This is a genomic window from Streptomyces sp. NPDC054796 (assembly GCF_053611545.1).
On record NZ_JBSHAO010000047.1, the window covers coordinates 15394 to 39121 of the forward strand.

General features: G+C 74.1%; 21 protein-coding genes and 2 pseudogenes. 12 read left to right on the top strand and 11 right to left on the bottom strand.

Features of this window, described 5'->3' with window-relative positions; genetic code table 11:
* Positions 1-125: 125 nt before the first annotated feature.
* The 7 genes and pseudogenes from ACWGJ2_RS30390 to ACWGJ2_RS30420 form a co-directional block, all read right to left on the bottom strand.
* Positions 126-1007 carry a shikimate dehydrogenase gene (locus tag ACWGJ2_RS30390; RefSeq protein ID WP_453349484.1) on the bottom strand — a complete coding sequence of 294 codons (882 nt, stop codon included), beginning with the start codon at positions 1005-1007 and terminating at the stop codon, positions 126-128.
* A gap of 159 nt (positions 1008-1166) precedes the next feature.
* Positions 1167-2564, bottom strand: coding sequence for an MFS transporter (locus tag ACWGJ2_RS30395; protein ID WP_453349485.1), 1398 nt, complete (start codon positions 2562-2564; stop codon positions 1167-1169).
* Positions 2565-2860: 296 nt separating this feature from the next.
* A complete protein-coding gene (locus ACWGJ2_RS30400) occupies positions 2861-3535 on the bottom strand; it encodes a TetR/AcrR family transcriptional regulator (RefSeq protein WP_453349486.1) in 675 nt (224 codons plus the stop codon).
* 72 nt (positions 3536-3607) lie between these two features.
* On the bottom strand, positions 3608-4411 hold the full coding sequence (locus tag ACWGJ2_RS30405) for an MFS transporter (RefSeq protein ID WP_453349487.1): 804 nt from the start codon (positions 4409-4411) through the stop codon (positions 3608-3610).
* 41 nt (positions 4412-4452) lie between these two features.
* A pseudogene (locus tag ACWGJ2_RS30410) lies at positions 4453-5286 on the bottom strand (zinc-dependent alcohol dehydrogenase); the annotation flags it as partial.
* 75 nt (positions 5287-5361) lie between these two features.
* The gene (locus ACWGJ2_RS30415; RefSeq protein ID WP_453349488.1) at positions 5362-6327 is read right to left on the bottom strand and encodes a hypothetical protein; all 966 of its coding nucleotides are present in this window, start codon (positions 6325-6327) and stop codon (positions 5362-5364) included.
* Positions 6328-6435: 108 nt separating this feature from the next.
* A pseudogene (locus ACWGJ2_RS30420) lies at positions 6436-6744 on the bottom strand (carbohydrate kinase family protein); the annotation flags it as partial.
* A gap of 44 nt (positions 6745-6788) precedes the next feature.
* On the opposite strand from ACWGJ2_RS30420, the gene ACWGJ2_RS30425 reads away from it, so the two are divergent.
* Positions 6789-7559: a DeoR/GlpR family DNA-binding transcription regulator gene (locus ACWGJ2_RS30425; RefSeq protein WP_453349523.1), complete on the top strand. Its 771-nt coding sequence runs from the start codon at positions 6789-6791 to the stop codon at positions 7557-7559.
* A gap of 24 nt (positions 7560-7583) precedes the next feature.
* Here the strand turns inward: ACWGJ2_RS30425 and ACWGJ2_RS30430 are convergent, their stop codons facing one another.
* Positions 7584-8555 (bottom strand): LacI family DNA-binding transcriptional regulator, encoded by a 972-nt coding sequence (locus ACWGJ2_RS30430; RefSeq protein ID WP_453349489.1) that lies wholly within the window; start codon positions 8553-8555, stop codon positions 7584-7586.
* A gap of 291 nt (positions 8556-8846) precedes the next feature.
* On the opposite strand from ACWGJ2_RS30430, the gene ACWGJ2_RS30435 reads away from it, so the two are divergent.
* Entirely contained in the window at positions 8847-10235 is a 1389-nt protein-coding gene (locus ACWGJ2_RS30435; RefSeq protein ID WP_453349490.1) for an NCS2 family permease, read from the top strand.
* 44 nt (positions 10236-10279) lie between these two features.
* A complete protein-coding gene (locus ACWGJ2_RS30440; protein ID WP_453349491.1) occupies positions 10280-12079 on the top strand; it encodes an adenine deaminase C-terminal domain-containing protein in 1800 nt (599 codons plus the stop codon).
* A 26-nt stretch (positions 12080-12105) separates the two neighbouring features.
* On the opposite strand, the gene ACWGJ2_RS30445 is transcribed toward ACWGJ2_RS30440, so the two are convergent.
* Positions 12106-13296, bottom strand: a complete 1191-nt coding sequence (locus ACWGJ2_RS30445; RefSeq protein ID WP_453349492.1) for a sialidase family protein — start codon at positions 13294-13296, stop codon at positions 12106-12108.
* Positions 13297-13566: 270 nt separating this feature from the next.
* Here ACWGJ2_RS30445 and ACWGJ2_RS30450 point away from each other — a divergent pair, with 270 nt between their 5' ends.
* Together ACWGJ2_RS30450 and ACWGJ2_RS30455 are read left to right on the top strand one after the other, a co-directional pair.
* Positions 13567-14172 (top strand): GNAT family N-acetyltransferase, encoded by a 606-nt coding sequence (locus ACWGJ2_RS30450; RefSeq protein WP_453349493.1) that lies wholly within the window; start codon positions 13567-13569, stop codon positions 14170-14172.
* Between the two features lie 254 nt (positions 14173-14426).
* Positions 14427-15521 carry a Gfo/Idh/MocA family protein gene (locus ACWGJ2_RS30455; protein WP_453349494.1) on the top strand — a complete coding sequence of 365 codons (1095 nt, stop codon included), beginning with the start codon at positions 14427-14429 and terminating at the stop codon, positions 15519-15521.
* Between the two features lie 48 nt (positions 15522-15569).
* Here ACWGJ2_RS30455 and ACWGJ2_RS30460 read toward each other — a convergent pair whose 3' ends face one another.
* On the bottom strand, positions 15570-16817 hold the full coding sequence (locus tag ACWGJ2_RS30460) for an alpha-hydroxy acid oxidase (protein WP_453349495.1): 1248 nt from the start codon (positions 16815-16817) through the stop codon (positions 15570-15572).
* A gap of 284 nt (positions 16818-17101) precedes the next feature.
* On the opposite strand from ACWGJ2_RS30460, the gene ACWGJ2_RS30465 reads away from it, so the two are divergent.
* The 4 genes from ACWGJ2_RS30465 (at position 17102) to ACWGJ2_RS30480 (ending at position 19093) form a co-directional block, all read left to right on the top strand.
* Positions 17102-17503, top strand: a complete 402-nt coding sequence (locus tag ACWGJ2_RS30465) for an STAS domain-containing protein (protein WP_453349496.1) — start codon at positions 17102-17104, stop codon at positions 17501-17503.
* An 82-nt stretch (positions 17504-17585) separates the two neighbouring features.
* Positions 17586-17861: a hypothetical protein gene (locus tag ACWGJ2_RS30470; RefSeq protein ID WP_453349524.1), complete on the top strand. Its 276-nt coding sequence runs from the start codon at positions 17586-17588 to the stop codon at positions 17859-17861.
* A 119-nt stretch (positions 17862-17980) separates the two neighbouring features.
* Positions 17981-18502, top strand: coding sequence for a DUF6314 family protein (locus ACWGJ2_RS30475; RefSeq protein ID WP_453349497.1), 522 nt, complete (start codon positions 17981-17983; stop codon positions 18500-18502).
* Between the two features lie 249 nt (positions 18503-18751).
* Positions 18752-19093: a sigma factor-like helix-turn-helix DNA-binding protein gene (locus ACWGJ2_RS30480; protein ID WP_453349525.1), complete on the top strand. Its 342-nt coding sequence runs from the start codon at positions 18752-18754 to the stop codon at positions 19091-19093.
* Here ACWGJ2_RS30480 and ACWGJ2_RS30485 read toward each other — a convergent pair.
* Entirely contained in the window at positions 19011-21665 is a 2655-nt protein-coding gene (locus tag ACWGJ2_RS30485) for an ATP-binding protein (protein WP_453349498.1), read from the bottom strand. The genes ACWGJ2_RS30480 and ACWGJ2_RS30485 overlap by 83 nt on opposite strands.
* A gap of 386 nt (positions 21666-22051) precedes the next feature.
* On the opposite strand from ACWGJ2_RS30485, the gene ACWGJ2_RS30490 reads away from it, so the two are divergent.
* The 3 genes from ACWGJ2_RS30490 to ACWGJ2_RS30500 all read left to right on the top strand — a co-directional run bounded on the left by ACWGJ2_RS30490 (position 22052) and on the right by ACWGJ2_RS30500 (position 23542).
* On the top strand, positions 22052-22285 hold the full coding sequence (locus ACWGJ2_RS30490; RefSeq protein WP_453349499.1) for a hypothetical protein: 234 nt from the start codon (positions 22052-22054) through the stop codon (positions 22283-22285).
* A 394-nt stretch (positions 22286-22679) separates the two neighbouring features.
* Positions 22680-23093 (top strand): RNHCP domain-containing protein, encoded by a 414-nt coding sequence (locus ACWGJ2_RS30495; RefSeq protein ID WP_453349500.1) that lies wholly within the window; start codon positions 22680-22682, stop codon positions 23091-23093.
* 17 nt (positions 23094-23110) lie between these two features.
* Positions 23111-23542: an RNHCP domain-containing protein gene (locus ACWGJ2_RS30500; RefSeq protein ID WP_453349501.1), complete on the top strand. Its 432-nt coding sequence runs from the start codon at positions 23111-23113 to the stop codon at positions 23540-23542.
* The last annotated feature ends 186 nt before the right edge of the window (positions 23543-23728 follow it).

Genomic DNA, 23728 nt, shown 5'->3' on the forward strand with positions numbered 1-23728 from the left:
GTGCTCCTCACGGTTCCGGGTCCCCGGTTTCCGGTTCCCTCTTCTCGGCCTTGGCCTCGGCCTTCTCGGCTCTCTTCGTGCGGCACGGTCGACGGTTCACGGCTCATGCTCCGTGCCCGGTTCCCTCACGCCGCCGGGGCGCCCACGAGGTCGGCGAGGTCGGCGAGCATCCGCTCCGCGTGCGGCTCCCTGCCGGTGAACAGCCGGAAGGCGTCGGCGGCCTGGAAGACCGCCATGCCGCCGCCGTCGAGCGTGCGGCAGCCCAGCTCCCTCGCCGTGCGCAGCAGCGCGGTCTCCAGCGGCCGGTAGACCACCTCGGCCACCCACAGCTCGGGCCGCAGCAGCGCGGCGGGCAGCGGGAGCCCGGGATGCGCCGCCATGCCGGTGGGCGTGGCGTGCACCAGCCCGTCCGCGTGCGCGAGGCGTCCGCCGAGACCGGCCAGCGCGACGTGGTCGGCGCGCCCCGCGCCGAAGCGCGAACCGAGCGCGCGGGCGAGCGCGGCGGCCCGCTCCTCGTCCCTGTCGGCCACGGTGAGCCGGTCGGTGCCCAGCGTCAGCAGCGCGTGCGCGACGGCCGCACCGGCGCCGCCCGCGCCGAGCTGCACGACGCTGCCCGTCGGGGCGCCCGGCAGCCCGCGCGCGAAGGACTGAGCGAAGCCCGTGACATCGGTGTTGTGGCCGACGGCCCGGCCGTCCCGGAAGACGACGGTGTTGACGGCGCCGAGCCGCGCCGCCTCGGGCGCCAGTTCGTCGAGGTATCCGGTCACGGCCTGCTTGCAGGGGTGCGTGATGTTGAGCCCGTCGAAGCCCAGGGTGTGCGCGGAGCGCAGCAGTTCGCCGACGGACTCGGGGCCGAGGCCTAGCACGTCGAGATCGAGGGTGCGGTAGAGGAGGCGCAGACCGTGCCGGTCGCCCTCGCGCTCGTGCAGCGCCGGGCTCAGCGAGGGGCCGATGCCGGATCCGATCAGGCCGGTGAGATACGAGGGGGCGCGCGTGGGCGTGGTCATCGGTTCTCTTTCCTGGTGGTACGTGGGCGACGGTACGGGCGCCCCTGGTGCTGTCCGGGCGCGGCACGCGCCGCTGTCCGGGTACGGCACGCCCCGGGCCCGCCCCGTCGCGGGGGACGGCCGCGGAGCGGCGCGCGTCGCGCGTGGTGCGCCGCGCGCTCAGGCCGACACGGACTCCGCCGCGTTCGGCGGCGCGGGCGCGCCCCGGTGCGGCTTCTCGCCGAGCCGCTCCGTCGGCACCTTGTGCGTCTCGCGCCCGGTCGCGATGGCGAGCGAGCAGATCGCGCAGATGGCGGCGGTGAAGACCGCGACACCGAGCCATTCGCCGCCGCCCGAGAGCTGTTCGGCGAAGCTGACCGCGAACCCGGCGACGGCGAAGCCGATCTGCGTCCCGATGGCCATGCCGGACAGCCGCACGCGCGTCGGGAACATCTCCCCGTAGAGGGAGGGCCAGATGCCGTTGGCCGCGCTGTAGACGACGCCGAAGAAGAGGATGCCGGTGAGGAAGACCAGCGGGTAGCTGCCCGTCGAGATCGCCCACAGGTAGACGAAGACCATGACACCCGAGCCGAGGGAGCCGAGGAGGAAGACCGGCTTGCGGCCGATCCGGTCCGAGAGCTTCGCCCACAGGGGGATGGCGATCAGCGCGACGGCGTTGGCCAGCGCGCCGACCCACAGCATCGCGGACTTGTCCAGCCCGGCCGCGTCGCTCGTCGCGTACGACAGGGCCCAGACCGTGAAGATGGTGCTGACGGTCGCGATGAGCGCGCCGCAGACCACGCGCAGCACGTCGGCCCAGTGGTCGCGCAGCAGGTCGGCGAGGGGCAGCTTGGAGACCGCGTCGCTGGCGGACGCCTCCTCGAAGACCGGGGTCTCCTCCAGGTTGCGGCGGATGAGGTAGCCGACGACCGAGACGGCGATGCTCAGCAGGAAGGGGATGCGCCAGCCCCAGGTGTAGAGCTGCTCGTCGGGCAGGGCCGCGACGGGGATGAAGACGAGGGTCGCCAGGATCTGCCCGGCCTGGGTCCCGTTGAGGGTGAAGCTGGTGTAGTAGCCCCGGCGGTGCTCCGGGGCGTGTTCCAGCGTCATCGAGTTGGCGCTGGCCTGCTCGCCCGCGGCCGAGAGGCCCTGGCACACGCGCATCAGGACCAGCAGCACGGGCGCCGCGGTGCCGATCTGCGCGTACGTCGGGAGACAGCCGATGACGAACGTCGACAGGCCCATGAGGATCAGCGTGAAGACCATGATCTTCCGCCGTCCGAGCCGGTCCCCGACATGCCCGAGGATCAGCGCGCCGACGGGGCGGGCCGCGTAGGCGACACCGAAGGTCGCCAGCGAGATGAGGGTGGCGGTCGCCGGGTCGTCGGGGTCGAAGAAGACCCTTGGGAAGACGAGGGCCGCCGCGCTTCCGTAGATGAAGAAGTCGTAGTACTCCAGCGCGCTGCCGATCCACGCGGCGAGGGCCGCCTTGCGTGGCCTGCCGCGGGCCGCCGCCGGCGACTCGGGGGACTGGCCCGGGGACGACGGTGCCGACGGGTCGTGCGAGTGAGCGGACACGCGTGCTCCTCTGGGGGCGGTCACCCGCGCCTCTCCGGGAGCCGGGGGCGTCGGGTGGTGGGGCGGGTGGGGAAGGGCGGCGGGCCCGCCGGGGGTTTCCGTGGCGGGCCGGGGCCGTCGGGGCCTCCGGCTGGGTGGGCGCGGGTGGGCGCGGGTGGGCGCGGAGAATTAACGTACTAGATAGTTAATTACGCTGGGTATGGATCGTGAACCGCTCTCGGGTCACTGTCAAGACATCTCGCCGAAACACTTCACCGGGTGACCGGGAGGGGACGGGGCGGGGCGGGGCGGTGAGCTCAGCGGCGGTCGCGTGCCGCGGTGTCCCCGGTCAGATAGGCGAGGACCATGTCGCCGAGCATCGTGCGGTAGTGCTGCCGCCGGTCCGGCGCGGTCAGGTCACGGCCGAAGAGGGCACCGAAGGTGTGCCGGTTCGCGACCCGGAAGAAGCAGAACGAGCTGATCATCGCGTGCAGGTCCACCGCGTCCACGTCCGCCGTGAACACGCCCTGCGCACGGCCCTCTTCGAGGATGCGGCCGATGACCTCGATGGCGGGCGAGCTGAGTTCGCTGAGCGTCGCGGAGCCGGTGATGTGCTCGGCCTCGTGGATGTTCTCGATGGACACGAGCCGGATGAAGTCCGGGTGCTCCTCATGGTGGTCGAAGGTCAGCTCGGCGAGGCGGCGGATGGCGGCGACGGGGTCCAGATGCCCGACGTCCAGCCCCTTCTCCTGCTGCCTGATGACCGTGTAGGCCCGCTCCAGCACCGCCGTGAAGAGCTGCTCCTTGCCGCCGAAGTAGTAATAGATCATCCGCTTCGTGGTGTGGATGCGCGCGGCGATCTCGTCGATGCGGGCGCCCGTGTATCCGAGCCGCGCGAACTCCTGCGTCGCGACGTCCAGGATCTCGGCGCGGGTGCGGGCCGCGTCGCGCTGCCGTCCCGAGGGCTGTGTCGGCGGTGGCGCGGCGGTCATACGGCTCCTCGCGGGCGGGGATCGGCACCGGAATCGGCACGGGAATCGGCACGGGAATCGGCACCGGCCAGTCTAGATCGGGGCGCGGTGGGGCGCCGGGGTGCCCTCGGGCGGCGCCGGTCGTCCCGGCGTGCGCGGGCCCTCCGTACGGTGCGCGCGGTGGTCGCCGATGAACAGGACGCACACCCAGGACAGCGCCGCGACGGCCGCCGTGAACGCGGCGACCAGCCAGGGGCGCCCGCCGCCCAGGGTGAGCAGGGAGGTGGCGATGAGCGGGGTGAGGCCGCCGAGGATCGCGGAGAGCTGGTAGGCGACGGACAGGCCCGTGTAGCGGACGCGGGTGCCGGACATCGTCGTGAACAGGGTCGGCTGCACCGCGAACATGACGGTGGGGCCCAGGTTGTAGCCGATGATGAGGGCGAGGGTGATGACGGCCGGGTCACGGGTGTCCAGCAGCAGGAAGAACGGGAACGCGTAGAGCACCACGAAGGCGGCGCCCAGGAGATAGAGGGCGCGTTGTCCGAACCGGTCGGAGAGACGGCCGAAGAGCGGGCACGCGACCAGGCCGGCGGCCGAGGCCAGCAGCATGCCGGTGAGCGGGACGCTGTCGTCGAGGGCGAGCTGTGTGCCGACGTACGCGACGGCGAACGCGTTGACGACGTTGGAGGAGACGGTCTCGGCGAGCCGGGCGCCGAGCGCGAGCAGGAGGGCGCGGGGGTGGCGGCGCAGCAGTTCGACGAGCGGGGGCCGTTCGCGCGCGGCGGCCCGGACCTGTGCGTCTCCGTTCCCCGTGGCGGTGTGTCCCGCGCCCGTGTTCGGGGCGGACTCGCGGAAGTCCGGGGTCTCCTCGGTGTGCAGCCTGATGAAGAGGCCCACCGCGAGCTGATGAAGAGGCCCACCGCGAGCATGACGGCGCTGAGCAGATCGCGCTCGAAGCGCTGCATGGGCGGCAGCGGGATCTCACGCGGCCCGTCGGGCACGCCCATCACGACGACGGGGCAGCCGGGGAGGACCCGGGCGCACGCCTCGGCCAGCGTCGGCGCCGCCGCCACGACATCGATGACGCCGGTGAACCTCCGGCCCTCGGGCAGCTCTCCGGGCGCCACCGCCTCGTCCGCCCCTAGTTCGCACGCCAGCTTCCGCTTGACGGGGTCGGGCTCGGAGACGGTGACGCGTCCCGCCCCGCTGACGCGCAGCGCCCGCGTGATCGTCAGGCCGGTGGTGCCAGCGCCGATGACGAGCACGTCCTCGCGGTTCGCCGCCTCCGGCATCCGGCTGAGGCAGTGCACGGCGCAGGCGACGGGCTCCGCGAACGCCAGCGCGTCCAGGGGGAGTTCCGGAGGCGCGACGTGGACGTGCGAGGCGGGCACGACGTACGAGGTGCGGCCGAAGCCGGGGGCGCGGAACCCCGCGACCCTCGGGGGCTCGCAGAGGTTGGGGCGCCCCGCGAGACAGGCGCGGCATGTGCCGCAGTTCATGATCGGGTCGATGACCGCGCGGTCGCCCACGGCGACCCCGGCCACCCCTGGCCCGGTTCCCGTGACCACCGCTGACAGTTCGTGCCCTGGCACCACGGGCGGCTTCGCGAAGGGGTGCCCGCCCTTCAGCACGTGCAGATCACTGCCGCAGATGCCCAGGTACTGCGGCGCGAGAAGCACCTCGCCGGGGCCGGGCACGGGCTGCTCCTCCTCGCCGTCCTCGACGGTGACCTCGTGGACGCCGGTGAACACGATGCGGGAGACGGGAGCCATGGAAACCTCCGGGGAGGGGAGAGTGCGGGCGGAGAGGGGGAGGGGAGCCGTGCGCTCCGGGCGGCGGACGGGGCGTCAGCCCGAGGTGCCCGTGCCCGTGCCCGCGCCCGCGCTCGTACCCGTGCCCGCGCCCGTACCCGTGCCGTTCGCCGGGCGCGCGGCGACCGCCTCGTCGACGATGTCGCCGAGCCGTCGCAGCCGGGGCACGGAGACGTCGCGCAGCACGGCGTTGGTGTTGCGGGTACCGATCACGGACTTCCACACGGCGCGTCCGGCGAGGAACCCGGAGGCCCCGGCGGCGCACGCGACGCGGACGGCGTTGCCGAACAGGTCGGCCTGCACGCCGGAGGAGAGGATCACCCAGGGCATGGACACCGCGTCGTCGAGGCGGCGGCAGGCGTCGTGGAGCACCCGGTCCCCCGCGTCGCCCCCGTAGGGCATCTCGCCCTTGTACAGATCGGCGTCGGTGCTGCCCAGCTCCCGGGCCGCCGCCACGATCGCCGCCTCGCGGTCGAACTCCCAGCCCCGGCGCGGCGGGCGCACCACGGGCTCGATGATGCTGACGAGGCCGTTGTCGCGGCAGCGTGCCGTGAACTCGGCGACCATGGACAGCCGCTCCTCCGGGTCCTCGTCCTGGCGCCACAGCACGAGCAGCTTCAGCGCGGCGGCGCCCCGCGCACGGGCCTGCGCGGGGTCCACCTCGTCGTCGAGTTCCACGGCGTCGACGGGGACGCCGTTGCCCGGCAGGAACCGGTCGGCGGCGACGATGAGTCCGCAGCCGGGGTCCACGGCTCCCGCCTCCAGCACGGCGTCGTAGCTGAAGTCGCGGTCGACGAGGACGCCGGAGGCGTACGGCGAGAGGGTGCGGGTGGCCGCCACCTTGAAGTCGGTCAGCACCTGGTCGGGCACGGGGGACGCCGTGGTCTCGGCGAACATCAGGCGCATCGCCTCGCGCTGGTCGACGGCGAGCATCGCGAAGCCGCCTGACGGGCGGGCGATGTCCGCGAGCGTGGCGGCCGTGCCGGTGGTGGGGGCGGTCATGGGTGACTCCTCGGGAGGCGCGGTAGGGGAAAGGGGGAAGAAGGGGTGCCCGGCGCCGGGGCGGGTCCGCCGGGCGGGGAGGGCGCGGACGGGCGGGACGGGCGGGGTTCAGGCGGCGCCGGGCGTACGGCCGGAGAGGTGGGCCTCCAGTTCGGCGAGCCCGGGCACGGCGCCGCGTCCGTCGAGCGCGCGGCACGACAGGGCGGCGGTGGCATTGGCCTGGCGCAGGGCCTCCGGCCAGTGCAGTCCCCGGCAGACGGCGGAGAGCAGGGCGCAGTGGAAGACGTCCCCGGCGCCGAGTTTCGAGACGATGTCCACCCCCTGGAAGGCGGTGGCCTCCGCGCGCCGCTCCTCCCACCAGGCGACGCTGCCCGCGCCGCCACGGGTGGCGACGACGGCGCCCGCGCCGTCCGCGAGGGCCCGCGCGGCCGAGTCGTCCGGCCCCCGCGCGCCGTGCGGAGATCCTTCAGGCCCTGCGCGCCACGGGCTTCCTGAGCATCGCGGACGTGGCCACCAGGCTCGGCGTCTCCGAGATGACGGCGCGCCGCGACATCCGGCGCCTCGACCTCCACGGTGAGGCCGTCGCGGTGCGCGGCGGCGTGGTGCTCCCGGCCCCGCAGGACCAGCAGCCGCCCAGCGAGTACCGCAGCCGGTCGGCGGCCGGGGTCGAGGAGAAGCAGCGGGTGGGCACGGTCGCGGCGAACTGCGTCGGCGACGACGTCATCGCCGTCGACGCGGGCACCACGGCCTTCCAGCTGGCCGACGCGCTCCCCGAGAGCTTCCACGGCACCGTCGTCACCCACTCGGTGCCCGTCATCGACCTGCTCATGGACCGCCCCGGCGTCCGCGGCATCGCCCTGGGCGGCGACTTCTACCCGCCGAGCCGCGCCCTCGTCGGCACCCCCACGGTGGAGATGGCCAAGCGCCTGAAGGTGCGCACGTTCTACCTCGGCGCCGCCGCCGTCGACGAACGCGGAATCTACGCCTCGGCCGACGTCGAACGCCAGGTCAAGGAGACGCTGATGGACATAGCCGACCGCGTCGTCCTGCTGATCGGGCACCGCAAGTTCGCCGCCACGGCGCCCGTCCTGCTGTGCGACTGGGACCGCCTGGACGCGGTCGTCACCGACGAGGAACCGCCGGCGCCCATCGCCGGGCGGCTCCAGCGCGAAGGGGTGCGCCTCGTGCTCCCCGGCACCGACCCGGCCACGCTGCGCCCGGCGGCCCGCTGACACCTGGGGCCGGCGGCTCGCTTCTCAGTCGGGCGGTGCCGTCGACTCGCGCACCCTCAGCCGCGTCGGCAGCCGCGTGGACACGGTGCGCCGCACCCCCGCGCCCACCTCCAGCAGACGGGTGACCGCCAGCGCGCCCGCCTCCTCGACGGGCACGTCCAGCGCGGTCACCCCCGGTGTGGTCGCCCCGAGGGCGGTGAGCCCGTCGGCGGCGGCCAGGCTGACGCGCCCCGGCACCCGCACCCCGGCCGCCGTCAGCCCGTGGAGGAGGCCCAGCGCGAGGAAGCTGTTGTAGGCGATGACGGCCGTGACCTCGCCGGGCAGCTCTCCCGCGACCGCGATGCCCGCGTCGAAGGTCGGGGGCAGTGGCCCGAGCACGCGCAGCCGCCCGCCGCCCTCCTCGGTCCTGCGTGCGATGGCCTCGCGGCGTCGCTCGTCCGCCCAGGACCCCGGCGGGCCCGACACATAGCCGAGAGTGCGATGGCCCAGTTCCAGCAGATGGCCCACGAGTTCGGACGTGCCGGACGCGGTGTCCAGGACCACCGCTGGCAGCCGCCCCACCCTGCGGTCGACGAGGACCAGCGGGCGTCGGCGCGCCTGTTCCCGCAGCGCGGCGTCCTCCCCGACGGGCGCCACCATGACCAGCCCGTCGACCTGCTGCGAGAGCCGCGCGGCCAGCGCCTCCTCGCGCTCGGCGCTGTACTCGGAGACGGCCACCAGCAGATGGCTGTCCGTCTCCTCGGCCGCCCGCTGCGCGCCCAGCACGAGGGGCGCGAAGAACGGGTTGGCCAGCGTGGGCACGATCAGCCCGACCATGCCGGTGCGCCCCGTGGTCAGCGCGCGGGCAGCCCGGTTCGCCTGGAAGCCCAGGCGCTCGGCGGCGGCCCGCACCCGCTCCAGGGTGTCCGTCGCCACCATGTCGGGGCGCATCAGCGCGCGCGAGGCCGTCGCTTTGGACACACCGGCCTCGCGGGCCACATCAGCCAGCGTCGCCACGTTCGTTCCCCTCCGGCCGGTCGGCTCCCGGACGCCGCGCTCGGCGCGCCGGGACGGGGCCCGTCTTCACAGGGGCGCCGCGCCGTGCCATCCTATCTGCAACCGGTCTCTGCAACCGGTTGCATCAAACGGTTGCAGAGACCGGAACCAGCCGGGAGCGCCCTCGCTCCCAGGTCTGCGTGCCACCACCCGTCCCTGTCCCGCCCTGCCCTGTCCTCCCGTCCCGTCGACGCCGCCGGGCCGCTCCGGGCCGCCCCCGCTCGCGGTCCCGCCATCCCCGTCGAGGTAGCCATGCCCCACCCCGAGACCGACTCCGGAACCACACCCGTGCCCGGGCCCGCACCTGGGCCCGCCCCCGAGGCCGCCGCCAAGGCCGGGCTCCTGGAGCGCACGTTCCGCGTCCGCGAGCGGGGCAGCACGCCGCGCACCGAGGTCGTCGCCGGGCTGTCGATGTTCGTCGCCGCCGCCTACGCGGTCGTCGTCGTACCCGGCCAGCTCGCCAAGGCCGGGATCCCGCACGGCCCGGTCACCACCGGGGTGATCCTCTCCATCGTCCTCGCGACGCTCGCCATGGGGCTGTTCGCGAACCTCCCCTTCGTGCTCGCGCCCGGCCTCGGCGGCGTGGCCCTGGTGGCGGTCACCATCGTCGGCCAGGACCACGTCCCCTGGGACGACGCGCTCGGCATGGTGGCCTGGTCGGGCATCGCGTTCCTGCTGCTCACAGCCCTGGGCATCCGCGATCTGGTGACACGGCTGATGCCGCTGAACCTCAAGTACGCGGTCAGCGGCGGGCTCGGGCTCTTCATCGCGCTGCTCGGGTTCCGGGACAGCGGCCTCGTCGTGGCCAAGCCCGAGAGCGACGCGCTCGCCCTCGGCGACCTCTCCCAGCCCACGGCGCTCCTGGCGCTCGGCGGGCTGCTCCTGCTGACGGGCCTCAGCGCGCGCAAGGTGCCGGGCGCCTTCCTGATCACCATCGCCGTCGTGACCGTGGCCGGTGTGCCGCTCGGTGTGACCGAGATCCCCGACAGCCTCTTCGGCAGCCCCGACAGCCCCGGACCCGTCGCCTTCCACGTCGATCTGATCGGCGCGCTCAAGCCCGAGTACTTCCCCTACATCTTCGCCTTCTTCGTCTCGGAGTTCTTCTCCATGACGGGCACCCTGCTGGCCGTCGCGGGCAGGGCGGGGCTCACCGACGCGGAGGGCAACATCCCCGGTGTCCGCAGGCCCTTCTACGTGGACTCCGCCGCCGTCATCGGGGGCGCCGGGCTCGGGGCGCCCAGCATGACCGCCTATCTGGAGTCCTCGGCCGGTGCCGACAGCGGAGGACGTACGGGCCTGTCGTCCGTGGTCGCATCGGGAGCCTTCGCCGCGCTGCTGCTCGTCACACCGTTCGCCACCCTGATCCCGTCGGCTGCCACGGCACCGGTCCTGATGTTCATCGGGCTCACCATGCTCGGCGCGCTGCGCAACGTGGACTTCAAGGAACCGACCAACGCCGTCCCCGCCGCGCTGACCGTGGCCACCACCGTCTTCTTCGGCAACTTCGGCACCGGCATCGCCGTCGGACTCGCGGCGCACGTCCTCGTCAAGGCCGTCTCCGGGCGCCTCCGGGAGATCCCGTGGGGGCTGTGGATCGTCATGATCCCGCTCGGCTACTACTTCTACACCCTCGTCCCCTGACCGGCGTGACCGGCCGCGAACCCCGGACCCTGGAGCACACACGCATGAGTGACCACAGCACACACGACATCCGCATCACCGGGGGACGTGTCGTCTCGGCCTTCACCGGCGAGGAGTTCGCGGCCGACGTGCTGCTGCGCGGCGACACCATCAGCGGTGTGCTGCCCCCGGACGCGCCCGCCGAGGCACACGACAGGGTGGACGCCACCGGGCTGCTGATCGCGCCCGGGTTCGTGGACGCGCACATGCACGTGGAGAGCTCCTTCCTGACCCCGCACACCTTCGCCTCCCTCACCCTGGCCCGGGGCACCACCACCGTCCTGGCCGACCCGCACGAGATCGTCAACGTGGCGGGCGCCGAGGCGATGCGCTGGATGATCGAGGCGGGCAGGGACACCGCGCAGACCCAACTGTGGGGCGTGCCCTCCTGCGTCCCGGCGCTGGCCGGACTGGAGCACGCGGGCGCGAGCCTGGACGCCGACGACATCGCCGAGATGCTCGGATGGCCCGACGTGATCGCGCTCGGCGAGGTGATGGACTACCGGGCCGTCGTCTCCGGCGACCCGCGCATGGCCGACGTCATCGGGGCAGCGGCTGACCGCGGTGTGATCCTGGACGGCCACTGCCCCAACCTCAGCGGCGCGGACCTGAGCGCGTACATGGCCACGGGCGTCGACTCGGACCACACCAAGAACCGCACCGAAGTGGTCCTGGAGAAGGCCCGGATGGGCATGCTGATGATGCTCCAGGAGAAGTGCCTGCTGCCCGACGTGGTGGCGGCGCTGCTGGCCCTGCCGCAGTTGCCGCCGCTGTGCCTGGTCACGGACGACCTCGCCGCCGACCACATCGTCAACACCGGGCACCTCGACCACATCGGCCGTGTCGCGGTACGGGCCGGGCTGCCGCCCGCCGCCGCGCTGCGCGCCATGACCTGGACCCCGGCCCAGCGGCTCCGGCTCCACGACCGGGGCGTGATCGCCCCCGGCAAGCGCGCCGACCTCGTGCTGCTGCGCGGCGAACTCGGCGACTTCGACCCGGCGCTCGTCTTCGCGGGCGGCAGGATCGTCGGCCGCGACGGCGTGGCCGTCGGCGCGGAGACCGGCGGCGAGGGGACGGAGCGGGGAGACGGGCGGGCGGGCACGCGGCGCGCGGAGACCGGGGTGCGCGCGGAGACCGGGGTGCGCGAGGAGGCCGGGACACTGGCTGAGGCCGGGGCGCTCGCGGGCACCGTGCGGGTGGAGCGGCCCGGCGAGGACGCCTTCCGCTGGCACGTCGACCTGCCCGACGGCACCCACCGCTTCCGCGCCATGCGGGTCAACTCCCGCGACACCTACACCGAGCCCGTCGAGGCCGAACTGCCGGTCAGCGGCGGCGAGGTCCAGTGGGAGGGGCGCGTCACGCTGGTGCGCGTGCGCAACAGGTACGGCCGCGCGGGAGCCGTCTTCGCGCCCCTGGTGGGGCGCGAGCTGTCACCGGGCGCCGTGGCCACCACCTACGCGCACGACAGCCACAACCTGCTCACCGTCGGCACCTCCCGCGCCGCGATGGCCGCCGCCACCGCCGCCGTGGTGGACGACGGCGGCGGCGTGGCCGTCGTCCACGGCGAGCGGGTCGCCGCGCGGATGCCGCTGCCGGTGGGCGGTGTGATGTCGCAGGACGTGCCCGACGACGTCGCCGGCCGGGCCCGCGCGGTCCGTACGGCCCTCACCGAGTGGGGCTGGGACCACCTCAACCCCTTCATGAGCGTGTCCACGCTGACGCTCGCGGTCTCGCCGAGCCTGAAGATCACCGACCTGTCGCTGATCGACGTGGCCCGCAGGGAGCCCGTGGCCGGGGTGCTCTGACGTCCGCCGCCGGACCTGATGCCCCGTCATGCGTCCAGCAGCCAGGCGAGGTTGAAGCGGACGAAGACGAGTCTGCCGTACGGTCCGGCCTCGTAGAGGAGGGCGATCGTGCCGTCGGGGAGGCGCGTCATGGTGGAGTACGCGGCCGGGCCCTTCTCCACCGTCCGGGAGACGGGCCAGGTGCGGCCGTTGTCGCGGGAGAGGCTGAGTGTGAGGTTGCGGCGCTCGGTGGGGTGGCGGGGGTTGCTGAACAGCAGCCAGTCCGCCTCCGTCTCGTCGGCCTTCACCGTGCCGGAACCGGGCGCGTAGCGCAGCACGGCGGCGTTGACCTTGGGATCGGCCAGCGCGCGGTCGGGCCGGGCTGGACCGTAGCTGAGCCCGCCGTCGCGGGAGTAGGCGACGAGGCGTCGAGTGCCCCTCGTGGCGCGGCAGTTGAGCATGACGGTGCCGTCGGCCAGCTCGACGGCCTTGTTCTCGTCCAGGTCGGCGCGGGTGGGCTCTCCCAGGCGCCAGGTCGCGCCGTGGTCGTCGCTGTAGGCACTGGCCGCGCGGTTGTGGCTGTCGTGCCGCACCACGTACTGCTGGAGCAGCCGCCCCGAGGAGAGCTGGATGCCGGTTCCCGAGGCGGCGAACATGCCGTTCCACGCGGGGTCCTTGAGGTGTGGGGTGAGGCGCCGGTGGTGCCAGGTGGTGCCGTCGTCGTCGGACCACGCGCAGTCGGTCTGGAGGATCTCGCGGCTCTCGGGGTCGTTGCCGCGGCCCGAGGTGAGGAAGCCGACGCCGCGCGGCGCGAAGGCGTGGAAGAGGAAGACGCGGCCGGTGTCCCGGTCGGCCAGCAGGCTCGGATCGCCCACCCCGGAACCGTCGGACGGGTGGGTGACGGCGACGCGGGGCGCGCTCCAGGTCCTGCCCAGATCGCGGCTGGCCCTGACCATGATGTCGATGTCACCGGGCAGATCGCGCCCGCTGCGGTTGCGCCGGTCGTAGGCGGCCAGCAGGGTCCCGTCGCGGGTCACGGTGAGCGCCGGGATGCGGTAGGTGTGCGCGCCCTTGCCGGAGACGGCCAGGGTGCGGGTCTCGTGGAGCGGTTTCTGAGCTGCGGCGGGGAGGGCTGCCGCCGGGGGTGCGTCGCGTCGTGGGCGCGCGGTGGCGGGCGGACTGGTGGCCGCGGCGGCTCCGGCTGCCAGGCCCGAGAGGAGCAGCGTGCGGCGTCTCATGGGGCTCGCGGGTCTCATGGAGGGATCTCCAGGGGGCGCGGGACGAGGGTGTGGGCGCGACCGCGATGGTCGGTCATCGGCGCGCCGGGCACGAGTGTGCGGTCCGCACCGGGCGCGCCCCCCGCGTGTCGGGCCCGCGTGTGGCGTATCGGACCCGTACGGGCCTGTGCGGTGCGCCCTGGTGGGGGTGCGCGACGGCGAGGGGCGGCGGTGCCCGTCGACGGTAAACGCGTTGCCGGCGGGCGCCCGTTCGGAGGAGCATCCCTTCGCATGGAGCAGCTGGAGCAGCCTGCTGAGACCGTCGCCTTCGACGAGGTGGAACTGCGCCGGTGGCGCGCGGACGACGTCGACACCCTGAACCGGGTGGCCACCGAAGCGCTCGCCCACCTGCGGCCGTGGATGCCGTGGGCGGCCCACCACGGCCGCGACGCCATCGCCGCCTTTCTGGCGCGGAGCGACGAGGAGTGGGCGTCAGGGCAGGCGTACAACTACGCGATCACCTCCGGTGGCGAGGTGATCGGGAGCTGCGGGCTCATGCGGCGGATCGGCCGCGGCGGACTGGAGATCGGCTACTGGCTCCACCCCGGATGGACGGGCCGGGGCCTCGCCACCATGACCGCGGCGGCCCTCCTCCAGCAGGGCTTCGCGCTGCCGGGGACGGACCGTGTGGAGATCCACCACGACGCGGCGAACCTGGCGAGCGAGGGCGTGCCCCGCCGTCTGGGCTTCACGGAGGTCGAGCGCGTGCCGGTGCCCGAGGGCGCCGAGGCCCCCGGTGAGGTGGGGGTCGACGTGATCTGGCGCATCCACTCACCGGCCGCCGCCTCCCGCCCGAGTTCGCGCCCCGGGCATGGACTTCGCCCCGGCCACGGGTGACAGTGGGAGATCGCCGGGCCCTCCGCACGGGAGCACCCACGACCGCACAGCGCCGTACGCAGCCCGCCGCACCATGCCCGCCGCACCGCCCCCGCACTCGGCGTACGAGAAGAGGAGTGGACCGTGCCCCCACGAACCGTGCCCCCACGAACCGTGGTTCCGCTGACCGTGCCCACGCGAGGAGCGCCGACGCGAGGAGCGCGAACACGAAGAGGACGCCCTGACCCGGCCGTACGCGCGGGCACGGGGACGCGATGAGGGTCGGGCTCGTCGGCGCCGGCAAGATCAGCGGCCAGTATCTCGACTACCTCGACACGCACGGCGCGGCGGCCGGGCTGGAGCTGACCGCCGTCGCCGACCTCGACCGCGGCCGCGCCGAGCAGGCCGCTGCCGGGCGGCCCGGCACCCGGGTGCTGACCGTCGCGGAACTGTGCGCCGCGCCCGACGTGGACGTCGTCCTCAATCTGACGGTCCCCGCGGCGCACGCCACCGTCGCGCACGCGGCGCTCGCCCACGGCAAGCACGTGCATGGCGAGAAACCGCTCGCGGCCACCCGCGAGGAGGCGATGGGCGTGCTGGCCGCGGCCGACAAGGCGGGCGTCCTCGTCGGCTGCGCGCCCGACACCGTGCTGGGGCGCGGGCTCCAGACGGCGCGTGCCGTGGTGGACGGCGGCCTGATCGGCGAACCGGTGGCCGCGACCGCGTTCTTCACCTGCGCGGGGCACGACTGGCACCCCGACCCGGCCTTCCTCTACGCGCCGGGAGCGGGCCCGCTGCTGGACATGGGCCCGTACTACCTGACCTCACTGGTGCATCTGCTCGGCCCGGTGCGGTCCGTGCTGGGCGCCTCCTCGCGCTCCGGGGCCGAGCGAACAGTGGGCAGCGGCCCGCGCCGGGGCGAGCCGTTCCCGGTGCTGACGGACACGCACGTCACCGGTGTCCTCCAGCACGAGCGGGGCGCCCTGAGTACCGTGGTCATGAGCTTCGAGATACACGCGGCGCGGCTGCCCCGCATAGAGGTGTACGGAACGGACGGCAGCGTCTCCGTCCCCGACCCCAACAGGTTCGAGGGGCAGGTCGAGCTGCTGACCGCGCAGGACCCGTTGTGGCGGGCCGTGCCACCGGCGCAGGGGTACGCGGACGCCGGGCGCGGCATCGGGCTGGCCGATCTCGCGCGTGCCGCGCGGGACGGGAGGCCCCAGCGCTGCTCAGGCGAGGTCGCCCTGCATGTGCTGGACGTGATGGAGTCCCTGCTGGACGCGGCCGAGGGCGAGGGCCGGGCCGAGGTCACCACCACGTGCCGCCGCCCGGCCCCCGTCCCGGAAGGCGCCCTCGTCCGGGAGGTGTGAGGGCGCCCCGTACGCGCGTGGCCCGCGACCGGTGGTCCGGTGGAGGGGTCAGCCGGAGCGGGGCACGGGCGCCCGACGGGACATCAGCCGCACATGGTCCGGGCACAGTTCGGCGACGCTGGTCACCCCGAGGAGCTTCATCGTGCGCTCGATCTCGGCGGCGAGGATCTCCACGCACCGGTCCACGCCCGCCTCGCCGCCCGCCATCAGCCCGTAGAGATAGGCACGCCCCACGAGGGTGAAGTCGGCGCCCAGGGCGAGCGCGGCCACGATGTCGCCGCCGTTCGTGATGCCGCTGTCGAGCATGACCGTGCCACGCGCGCCCACAGCGCCGACGATCTCCGGGAGCAGATGGAGAGGGACGGGCGCCCGGTCGAGCTGGCGCCCGCCGTGGTGCGAGACGACGATCCCGTCGGCGCCGTGTTCCAGGGCCCGTTCCGCGTCGCGCACGGTCTGGACGCCCTTGACGATCAGCGGCCCGTCCCACGCCTCCCGTATCCAGGACAGGTCCTCGAAGGTGACGGTCGGGTCGTAGAGCTTGGCGACGATCTCGCTGAGCGCCCCCTCGCCCTCCTTGTCGAAGGCGAAGGACAGGGGCTCGGTGGTGAGGAAGTTGAACCACCACTCCCAGCGGTACGACGCGTCCAGGAACGTCTTGAGCGTGAGCTGCGGCGGGATCGTCATGCCCAGCCGCAGGTCGCGCAGCCGGTTGCCGCCGACGGGCACGTCGACGGTGACGAGCAGCGCCTCGTACCCCGCGGCCTTCGCGTCCGCCACCAGCCGGAGGGAGAGTTCGCGGTCCTTCCACAGATAGAGCTGGAACCACTTGCGGGCCGAGGGCGCCGCCGCCGCGACGTCGCCGATGGAGGTGGTGCCCATCGTGGACAGCGCGTAGGGGATACCGGCGCGGGCCGCCGAGGCGACGACGGCGCGCTCTCCCGCCGCGTGCATCATCCGGGTGAAGCCGGTGGGCGCCATGCCGAAGGGGAGCGCCGAGCGCGCGCCCAGCACGGCCGTCGACAGGTCCGCCTCGGCGACGTTCCGCAGCACACTGGGCCGGAACTCCAGATCGGCGAACGCCTCCCGCGCCCGGCGGAGGCCCCCTTCGCTGTCCGCCGCGCCGTCGGTGTAGTGGAAGGGCCCGGCGGGTGTGCGGCGCCTGACGATGCGGCGCAGATCCCCGATGGTGTGCGCGTGCGCCAGCCGCCTGCGGACCGCGTCCGGCTCACGGGCCCGCAGCCGCAGCAGCGGAGCGAGGTCCTTCGGGCGCGGCAGCCGTCGTTCGAGCCTGGTCATGAAGCCTCCTCCGAAAGGGCACCGGCCGACGTGGCGTGGGTGGCGGGGCTCGCCGGTGGCGCCGTCTCCTCCCGCCCGGCGCGGCCGGGAGCCGTACGGCCAGGGCGGCGCGTACGTGGCCGCGGGATACCCGTACCGGCACGGCGCCGAAACGATCACCGGGGCGCGCCGGGCCCGGTGCCGCGATGTGCCCCATTGGGCCCATGCGCTCCGGCAGACGCGGCGGGAGTATGCGGGCGAAGTCCGGGCTGAGGCGGAGGCCGAGGCGGAAGAGGGGGGAGCGGATGGCCACATGGCATCCCGGCGAACAGATCAGGCGGTACTCCCTCGGGCGGACCCTCGTGGTCGAGCTGAGCGGGGAGATCGACCTCGTCGTCGCCCCGGCGGGAGCCGACTTCCTCCAGGGGACCGACCTCGGGAGCGAGCCGGAGGTGGTGGCCGATCTGCGGAAGGTCACCTTCATCGACGCGAGCGGGCTCGGCGGGCTCCACCGCCTCTACCGGCGGCTGCGCGCCGACGACCGACGGCTGGTGATCGTCACCGCCGACCCCTTCGTCCGCCGGCTCATCGACATCGCGGGCCTCACCGCGCTGATACCCGTCGAGGACCGGATGCCCGCAGCGCACACCTGCTCCGGCGCCGACGCGGCACCGCAGCGCGTGCCGGGGCCAACACGCGCATGGTGAGGCACACTTGAACCATCCGCGGGGTTGACCGCCCGAGGGAGGAATTCACGTGTGGAAGAGGATCCGCGAGTGGGCCATCGCCGTGTGGACCCCGCCGGAGCGCCCGCGTCCTGACCCGGAGCGTGCGCGTCCCGCGCGCCGCGAGGGCAATCTTTTCGAGGCGGCGGCTGTCTATGTGGCGGCCTGCGCCGACGGCGACGAACGCCGCGGCGCCGAGGCCGCCTCCGGGGTCTCCCAGGAGGCGCTGAGCTTCGGCGTGAACGAGCTGGCCTGCCGCGCCGTCATCGCGCTGGCCCGCGAGCGCGACGAGTCCCCGTACACCGTGACCCGCAGGCTCCTGGGGCTTCCAGCGGCGTGACAGATCCGGGCGCGTGACCGGGCCCGCCCCCCCGTGACAGGGCCCGGTGTGCCGGTGCTGGGGTCGGTGCCGGGGCCGGTGCCGGTGCCGTGGCAGGCGGGTACTGGGAGACTGGGGGCATGCCCACCGACAGCCACCCGACGCGCCGGGCCGGCGCCCCGGCCGGTCCCGACCCCGCCCCTGCCCCCGCACTCCCCGCCCACCCCGTGCCCGACGCGCTCGCGTATCTGGCCGGGAGATGGCGGGTCGAACGCGAGCTGCGCGAGGAGACCTCGGGGCACTCAGGGCGCTTCACCGGCACCGCGGACTTCCGTGCGACGGGGGGCGGGGAGTGGCTGCACGTCGAGGAGGGCGTGCTGGTGTGGGAGGGCGTGCCGCGCGAGGCCGGGCGGACGCTGCGCGTGCGCCCGCTCGCGGACGGCACGGCCGAGGTCGCCTTCGGCGACGGCCGCCCCTTCCACACGCTGGACCTGCGCGAGGGACGGTGGACGGCAGTCCACCCGTGCGCCGCCGACCGCTACGAGGGCACCTTCACGGTCCTCTCGCCCGACGAGTGGCGGCTGCGCTGGCGGGTGCGGGGCCCGGCGAAGGACCAGGTACTCGACTCTGTCTACCGCCGCGACGCGGACGCCGCCGCGTAGCCCCGCGTGCGCGGCACGCCGTCGCCTCGTGGCGTCACGTCGCGCCTCGTCGCGTCACGGCGTTTCGTCACGCCACCCGGCCCCGTGCCCGGCCGTACCCGCTCCCACCCGCACGGGCTCCGTCACGAAAACCCTTCGCGGTTTCACCCGATGCGGCCGTGCCCGGGTGTCGCGCAGGCTGGGGTGTCCACGAGCCGGGAGGGCGGACGGACCATGCCGACGTCGAAGGGCGAGACCGTGGCGGAGGCGATGCGCGCGCTTCCCGTCGAGTACCGGCAGGCGTTCGAGGAGACCTGCTTCCGGGGCCGGACGGTCCAGGAGGCGGCGCGTGCGCTGGGGCTGCCCGCCGGGACCGTCAAGGCGCGGCTCTACCACGGGATGCGCGCGCTGAGCCGCGCGATGGCGGAGGACGGTGCTCGTTCTGGTGCCGGGGCCAGGGCCAGGGCCGGTGCTGGTACTGGTGCCGATGAGCGCTCGGCCCGGACGACGGGGGCGCGCGGCGCGCGCTTCAGGCCAGGGCGCCGTCGTCGAGATGCCGGACCGCCCAGCTCGCGAGCTGCGCCCGGGAACGTAGCCCGATCCGCGTCCTGATGCTGGCCAGGTGCGCTTCCACGGTGCGCTCCGAGATGTGCAGCCGGGACGCTATCTGACGGTTCGTGTAGCCCTCCGTCACCAGCAGCGCCGCCTCGATCTCCCGCGCCGTGAGCGGCACGCTCTCCACGGAGGGGACCTCCCAGACGCCGTCCACCGCGTAGCGCAGGACCTCGGGCAGCCGCTGCCGCGCGCCCTCGGCCGTCGCCCGCGCCGCCTCGGCGGCGGCGAGCCGCACCCGGGCGTGTGCGAGCGCCCGTTTCAGCCCGTCGCCGTCGGCCCCGTCGGACCCGGCGGCACGGATGCGCCGCGTACGGCGCACGGCCTCGGCAGCCGAGGCGAGGCGCAGCGCCCGCAGCGGCCGTCCGCTCCCGGCAGCCGCGATGGCCAGCCCCTCCAGCAGCTCGATCCCGACGACGGGCAGCACACCGGACACGGCCGACGCGGGAGCCGGAGCCGAGTCCGTGGAGGCGGACGGAGACGCGGACGCGGAGGTGGACGCGTACGCGGACGGGGGCAGATAGGTGCGCAGCCCCTCGCGCAGCCGCTCCTCCGCGTGCGCCACGTCGCCGACGGCCAGCGCCAGCACCCCGGCGGTGTGCGACCACTCCGGCGGCAGCGGATGCGGGGAGTGCGCGCGGTACATGGGCAGACAGCGCCGCATGAGCTGGTCGGCCAGTTCCGTACGGCCGCACTGCAAGGCGAACCAGGCCCGGTTGTGCAGATAGACGGCCGTGTCCAGAGGACGGCCCAGCGGCTCGACCAGTCGCAGGCAGCGGCCCGCCGTGGCGAAGGCGTCCTCGGCGCGCCCTTCGGCGAGCTGGACGAGGGCCAGGGTGTTCAGGGCGCGGCCCAGCGGGACCGGGCCCCCGGAGGCCGCGGCGAGCCGTTCCGCCTCGGCCGCCGCCGCTCCGGCCTCGGCGTGCAGACCGCGCGCAGCGGCCAGCGCCGCCACCTGCTCCAGCGCCGCGCCACGGCAGGGGTGGTCAGCGGCCGACTCCGCCAGCGCCGTGGTCAACAGCGCGTGGCCCCGCGAGAAGTGGCCGTGGTGCCGCCAGCACCGGCCGAGCGCGGCGGCGAGCGCCAGCCGTCTGGTGTCGCCGCGCCCGGCGCACCACTCCAGTGCCGCGTCCAGGCTGGGCTTCTCGGCGTCGAGCGGCTCCAGCTCCTGGTAGCAGTGCAGCATCGCGTCCCCGGCGACCGGCTCCGCCAGCGTGACGAACCGCGACACGAGCCGCTCCATGACGGCGTCCGTCTCCCGTGCCCCGTCCAGCAGTTCACGCGCGTACAGGCGGATCGATTCGAGCTGACGGAACCTGCCGCGTGCCGCGTCGCGCTCCGGCACGATCAGCGAGCGGCTCTCCAGACCCGCCAGCAGCCCCAGCACCTGCCCCGGCTCCACCAGGTTCCCGTCGGCGCCCACGGCCGTCGCGGACTCGACGCCGAAGCCGCCCACGAGCACCGAAAGCCGCCGCAGCAGGGCCTGTTCGGCGGGTTCCAGGAGGTCGTGGCTCCACTCGATGGTGGTCCGCAGGTCCTGGTGGCGCGCGTCGGCCGTCCGCGCGCCGGAGGTCAGCAGCCGGAAGCGGTCGTCCAGGCGGGCGCTGATCTCCGCCACGGGCAGCAGCCGCACCCGTCGCGCCGCCAGCTCGATGGCCAGGGGCATGCCGTCGAGGCGGGTGCAGATGTCGGCCACGGCACGGGAGTTGGCGCGGGTCAGCACGAAGTCCGGAGCGACGGCCGCGGCCCGCTCGACGAAGAGCCGCACCGCGTCCGAGGCGGCGTCGGCACGGGGCGCGGGGCGCCGACGGGACGCGGAGGGGTCCGTCGGCTCCGAGGGTTCAGAGGTCTCGGGCGGCTCGGATCCGGCGCGTTCCGGGAGGGACAGTTCAGGCACCCGGAAGACCGCCTCGCCCGGCACGTCCAGCGACTCCCTGCTCGTCGCGAGGACGCGCAGCCCCGGGCAGTGGCGCAGCAGCCGCTCCGTGAACCCGGCCGCTTCGCGCACCAGGTGCTCGCAGTTGTCCAGCACGAGCAGCGACCGGTGTCCGGCCAGCGCCTCGGCCAGGGTGTCGGCGACGGGCCGCCCCGCCTCCTCCAGCACACCCAGGCGCCCGGCGACGGTGTCGGCCAGCCGCGTTCCGTCCATGAGCGGCGCCAGTTCGACGAGCCACACGCCGTCGCCGTAGCGGGGCCGCACCCGCAGGGCCAACTCGACCGCCAGCCTGGTCTTTCCCGCCCCGCCGGGCCCGGTGAGCGTGACCAGCCGGTAGCCCTCCAGCAGCGCCCCGGCCTCCCGCAGCTCACGCGTCCGGCCGACGAAGCTGTCCAGCGGCGCCGCGATCCGCCCGGCGGCCCGCGGCGCCGACCGTACGACGGGGGACGGGGAGGGAGGCGGTGCCGGTGCGGTCGCGGGTGTGGGGGCTGCCGACGAGGTCCGCCTGCGGTAGGCGCGCTGCCTGCACGCGCTGGAGCAGTACCGAGCCGGACGTCCCGGCTTCGGGCGCGTGTCCGGGGAACGGGCGGGCAGTTCGGCGCCGCAGGCTTCGCAGCGCCCGGCCGCGGAAGGCATCGGGGACCCACTCTCGGGGGCTGTCGCTCTGGCTCGGACCGGCACGTCGGATGGCCTCAGCATGCCGCGCGCCGGGCCGCCGTTCAATCGGATCCAGGACAAGCCGGGACGGTTCGTCGGGCGCATTCGCCGGGGCGGTGAGGGGCGGTCAGAGGCGGTATGGGACCGGTACGGGGCCGGTGGGCGGTACGTGGGTCGGCCAGCGGAGTGATAGCCACGGGCCCGCCTCGCGCGTCCCGGCAAGGCCGCCGAACCGCATGCCCCCGGTACTGGATGCTGGATTTCGGGCGTCCGCGAAAGGGACGGCGCGCCCGGATCATCGGCAGCACAGGAATCGGCGGCACGGAAAGCGCCGACCAGCCAGCACAGAAACGGAGTGATCGGAAATGGCCGAATGCGAGGTCTGCGGAAACGACTACGCGATGGCTTTCGAGGTGCGTACCGCCGGGGTTCCGCACATCTTCGACAGTTTCGAATGCGCGGCGCAGAAGCTGGCGCCCGTGTGCGACAACTGCAACTGCCGCATTCTGGGCCACGGCCTGGAGACCGAGGGCCACTTCTTCTGCTGTGCGCACTGCGCGCGGGCGCAGGGGCACGCGGAGCTGCTCGACCGCGTCTGAACCGGTGAGGGCCCAGGCCCGAGACCTGGTCCGATGGTCCGGGGCCGCCGACCGGCCGACGTGCGCCGGTCGGCGGGGCGGCCGGGAAAACCCTTGGCGCGTCGCGCGAAGCCGCTGCTAACGTGCCCACGTCCGCCATGAGAACCACTCGGGGCCGAGCCCTGGAAAGAAGGCGTTTATGACCCGGCCCAAGCCGAGCGTGCCTCACCGTACGACGGACTCTTCGCGCCGCTGAGCCTTTTCCGGAACCGCAACCGGCACCGGCGCGACGCCTCCGGAGTACCGGCATGCCCGCACCTCATGGTGCGGTGGCCGAAATCCGGGACATTCCCTCCGAGGCCGCTCGGCCCGCTCCTGCTGTAGCTGACTCATTTCTCGGCAAGGAGTATTCCGGGTGCTGAACGACAACGACATCCCCGGCCCCAGTTCTTCCACGGGTTCTTCCACAAGTTCTTCCGCGAGTTCTTTCGCGCGCACCAACACGTTCCGCTGTCTGTGGTGCGGGCTCACCGTGACCGCGCTCGCCCCCGACGGCAGCCGCCGCAACCACTGCCCGAGCTGTGTCCACTCCCGGCACGTCCACGACCACGTCGAGGGCGGGCCCTCCGAGTGCGGCTCGCGGATGACGCCCATCGCCATAGCGGTGCTCCGCACCGGCGACTGGATGGTCATCCACCGCTGCACCCGGTGCGACGAGCTGACCTCCAGCCCCGTGTGCGGGGACGACAACCAGTTGATCCTGATGCGCATGGCCGTACGTCCACTCGCCCAACCGCCGTTCCCGCTCGAAGCGTTCGGCGATCTGTGAGACGGGAGGAGACGGTCATGCCACGACGTAAACCCTCCCAGCGGCCCCAGCGCTCCCAGCGGCGGCGCGCGCAGCGGCCCAAGGACGTGCTGCACGGCCCCGGCGGCGCGCCGGGCGACGCGTTCCGGTGCGTGGGCTGCCGCCTGGACGTGCCGCTGACGGCACCTGGCACGGCACACCGCAACCACTGCCCGTACTGTCTGACGAGCCGTCATGTCGACCAGCGCGTTCCCGGCGACCGGAGCGCGGAGTGCCGGGCGCGTATGAACGCGCTGTGCCTGAGCGTCAGGCCGGACGGGGAGTGGATGCTCATCCACCAGTGTCTGGCCTGCGGCGAACTCAGCGCCAACCGCACCGCGGGCGACGACAGCACCCTGGTGCTGCTCCGGATGGCGATGCGGCCCCTGGCCGACGCGCGGCTGCCGGTCAGGGCGCTGCTGACGCTGTAGCCCGACGCCGACGCCCCGGCGGTGAGGGGCGGTACGGAACCGGACCGGCCCCGGCCGGCACACCCCCGCCCGGGGCGGTCGCCGTCGCGGGCCGTGGGGGGCGTGCGCGGGTTCGCGCGCCGAGGGCGTCCGCCCCGCGTGAGGTGCCGCCTACCATCCACCCTCCCCCTCCGCGGCCCAGCCGTG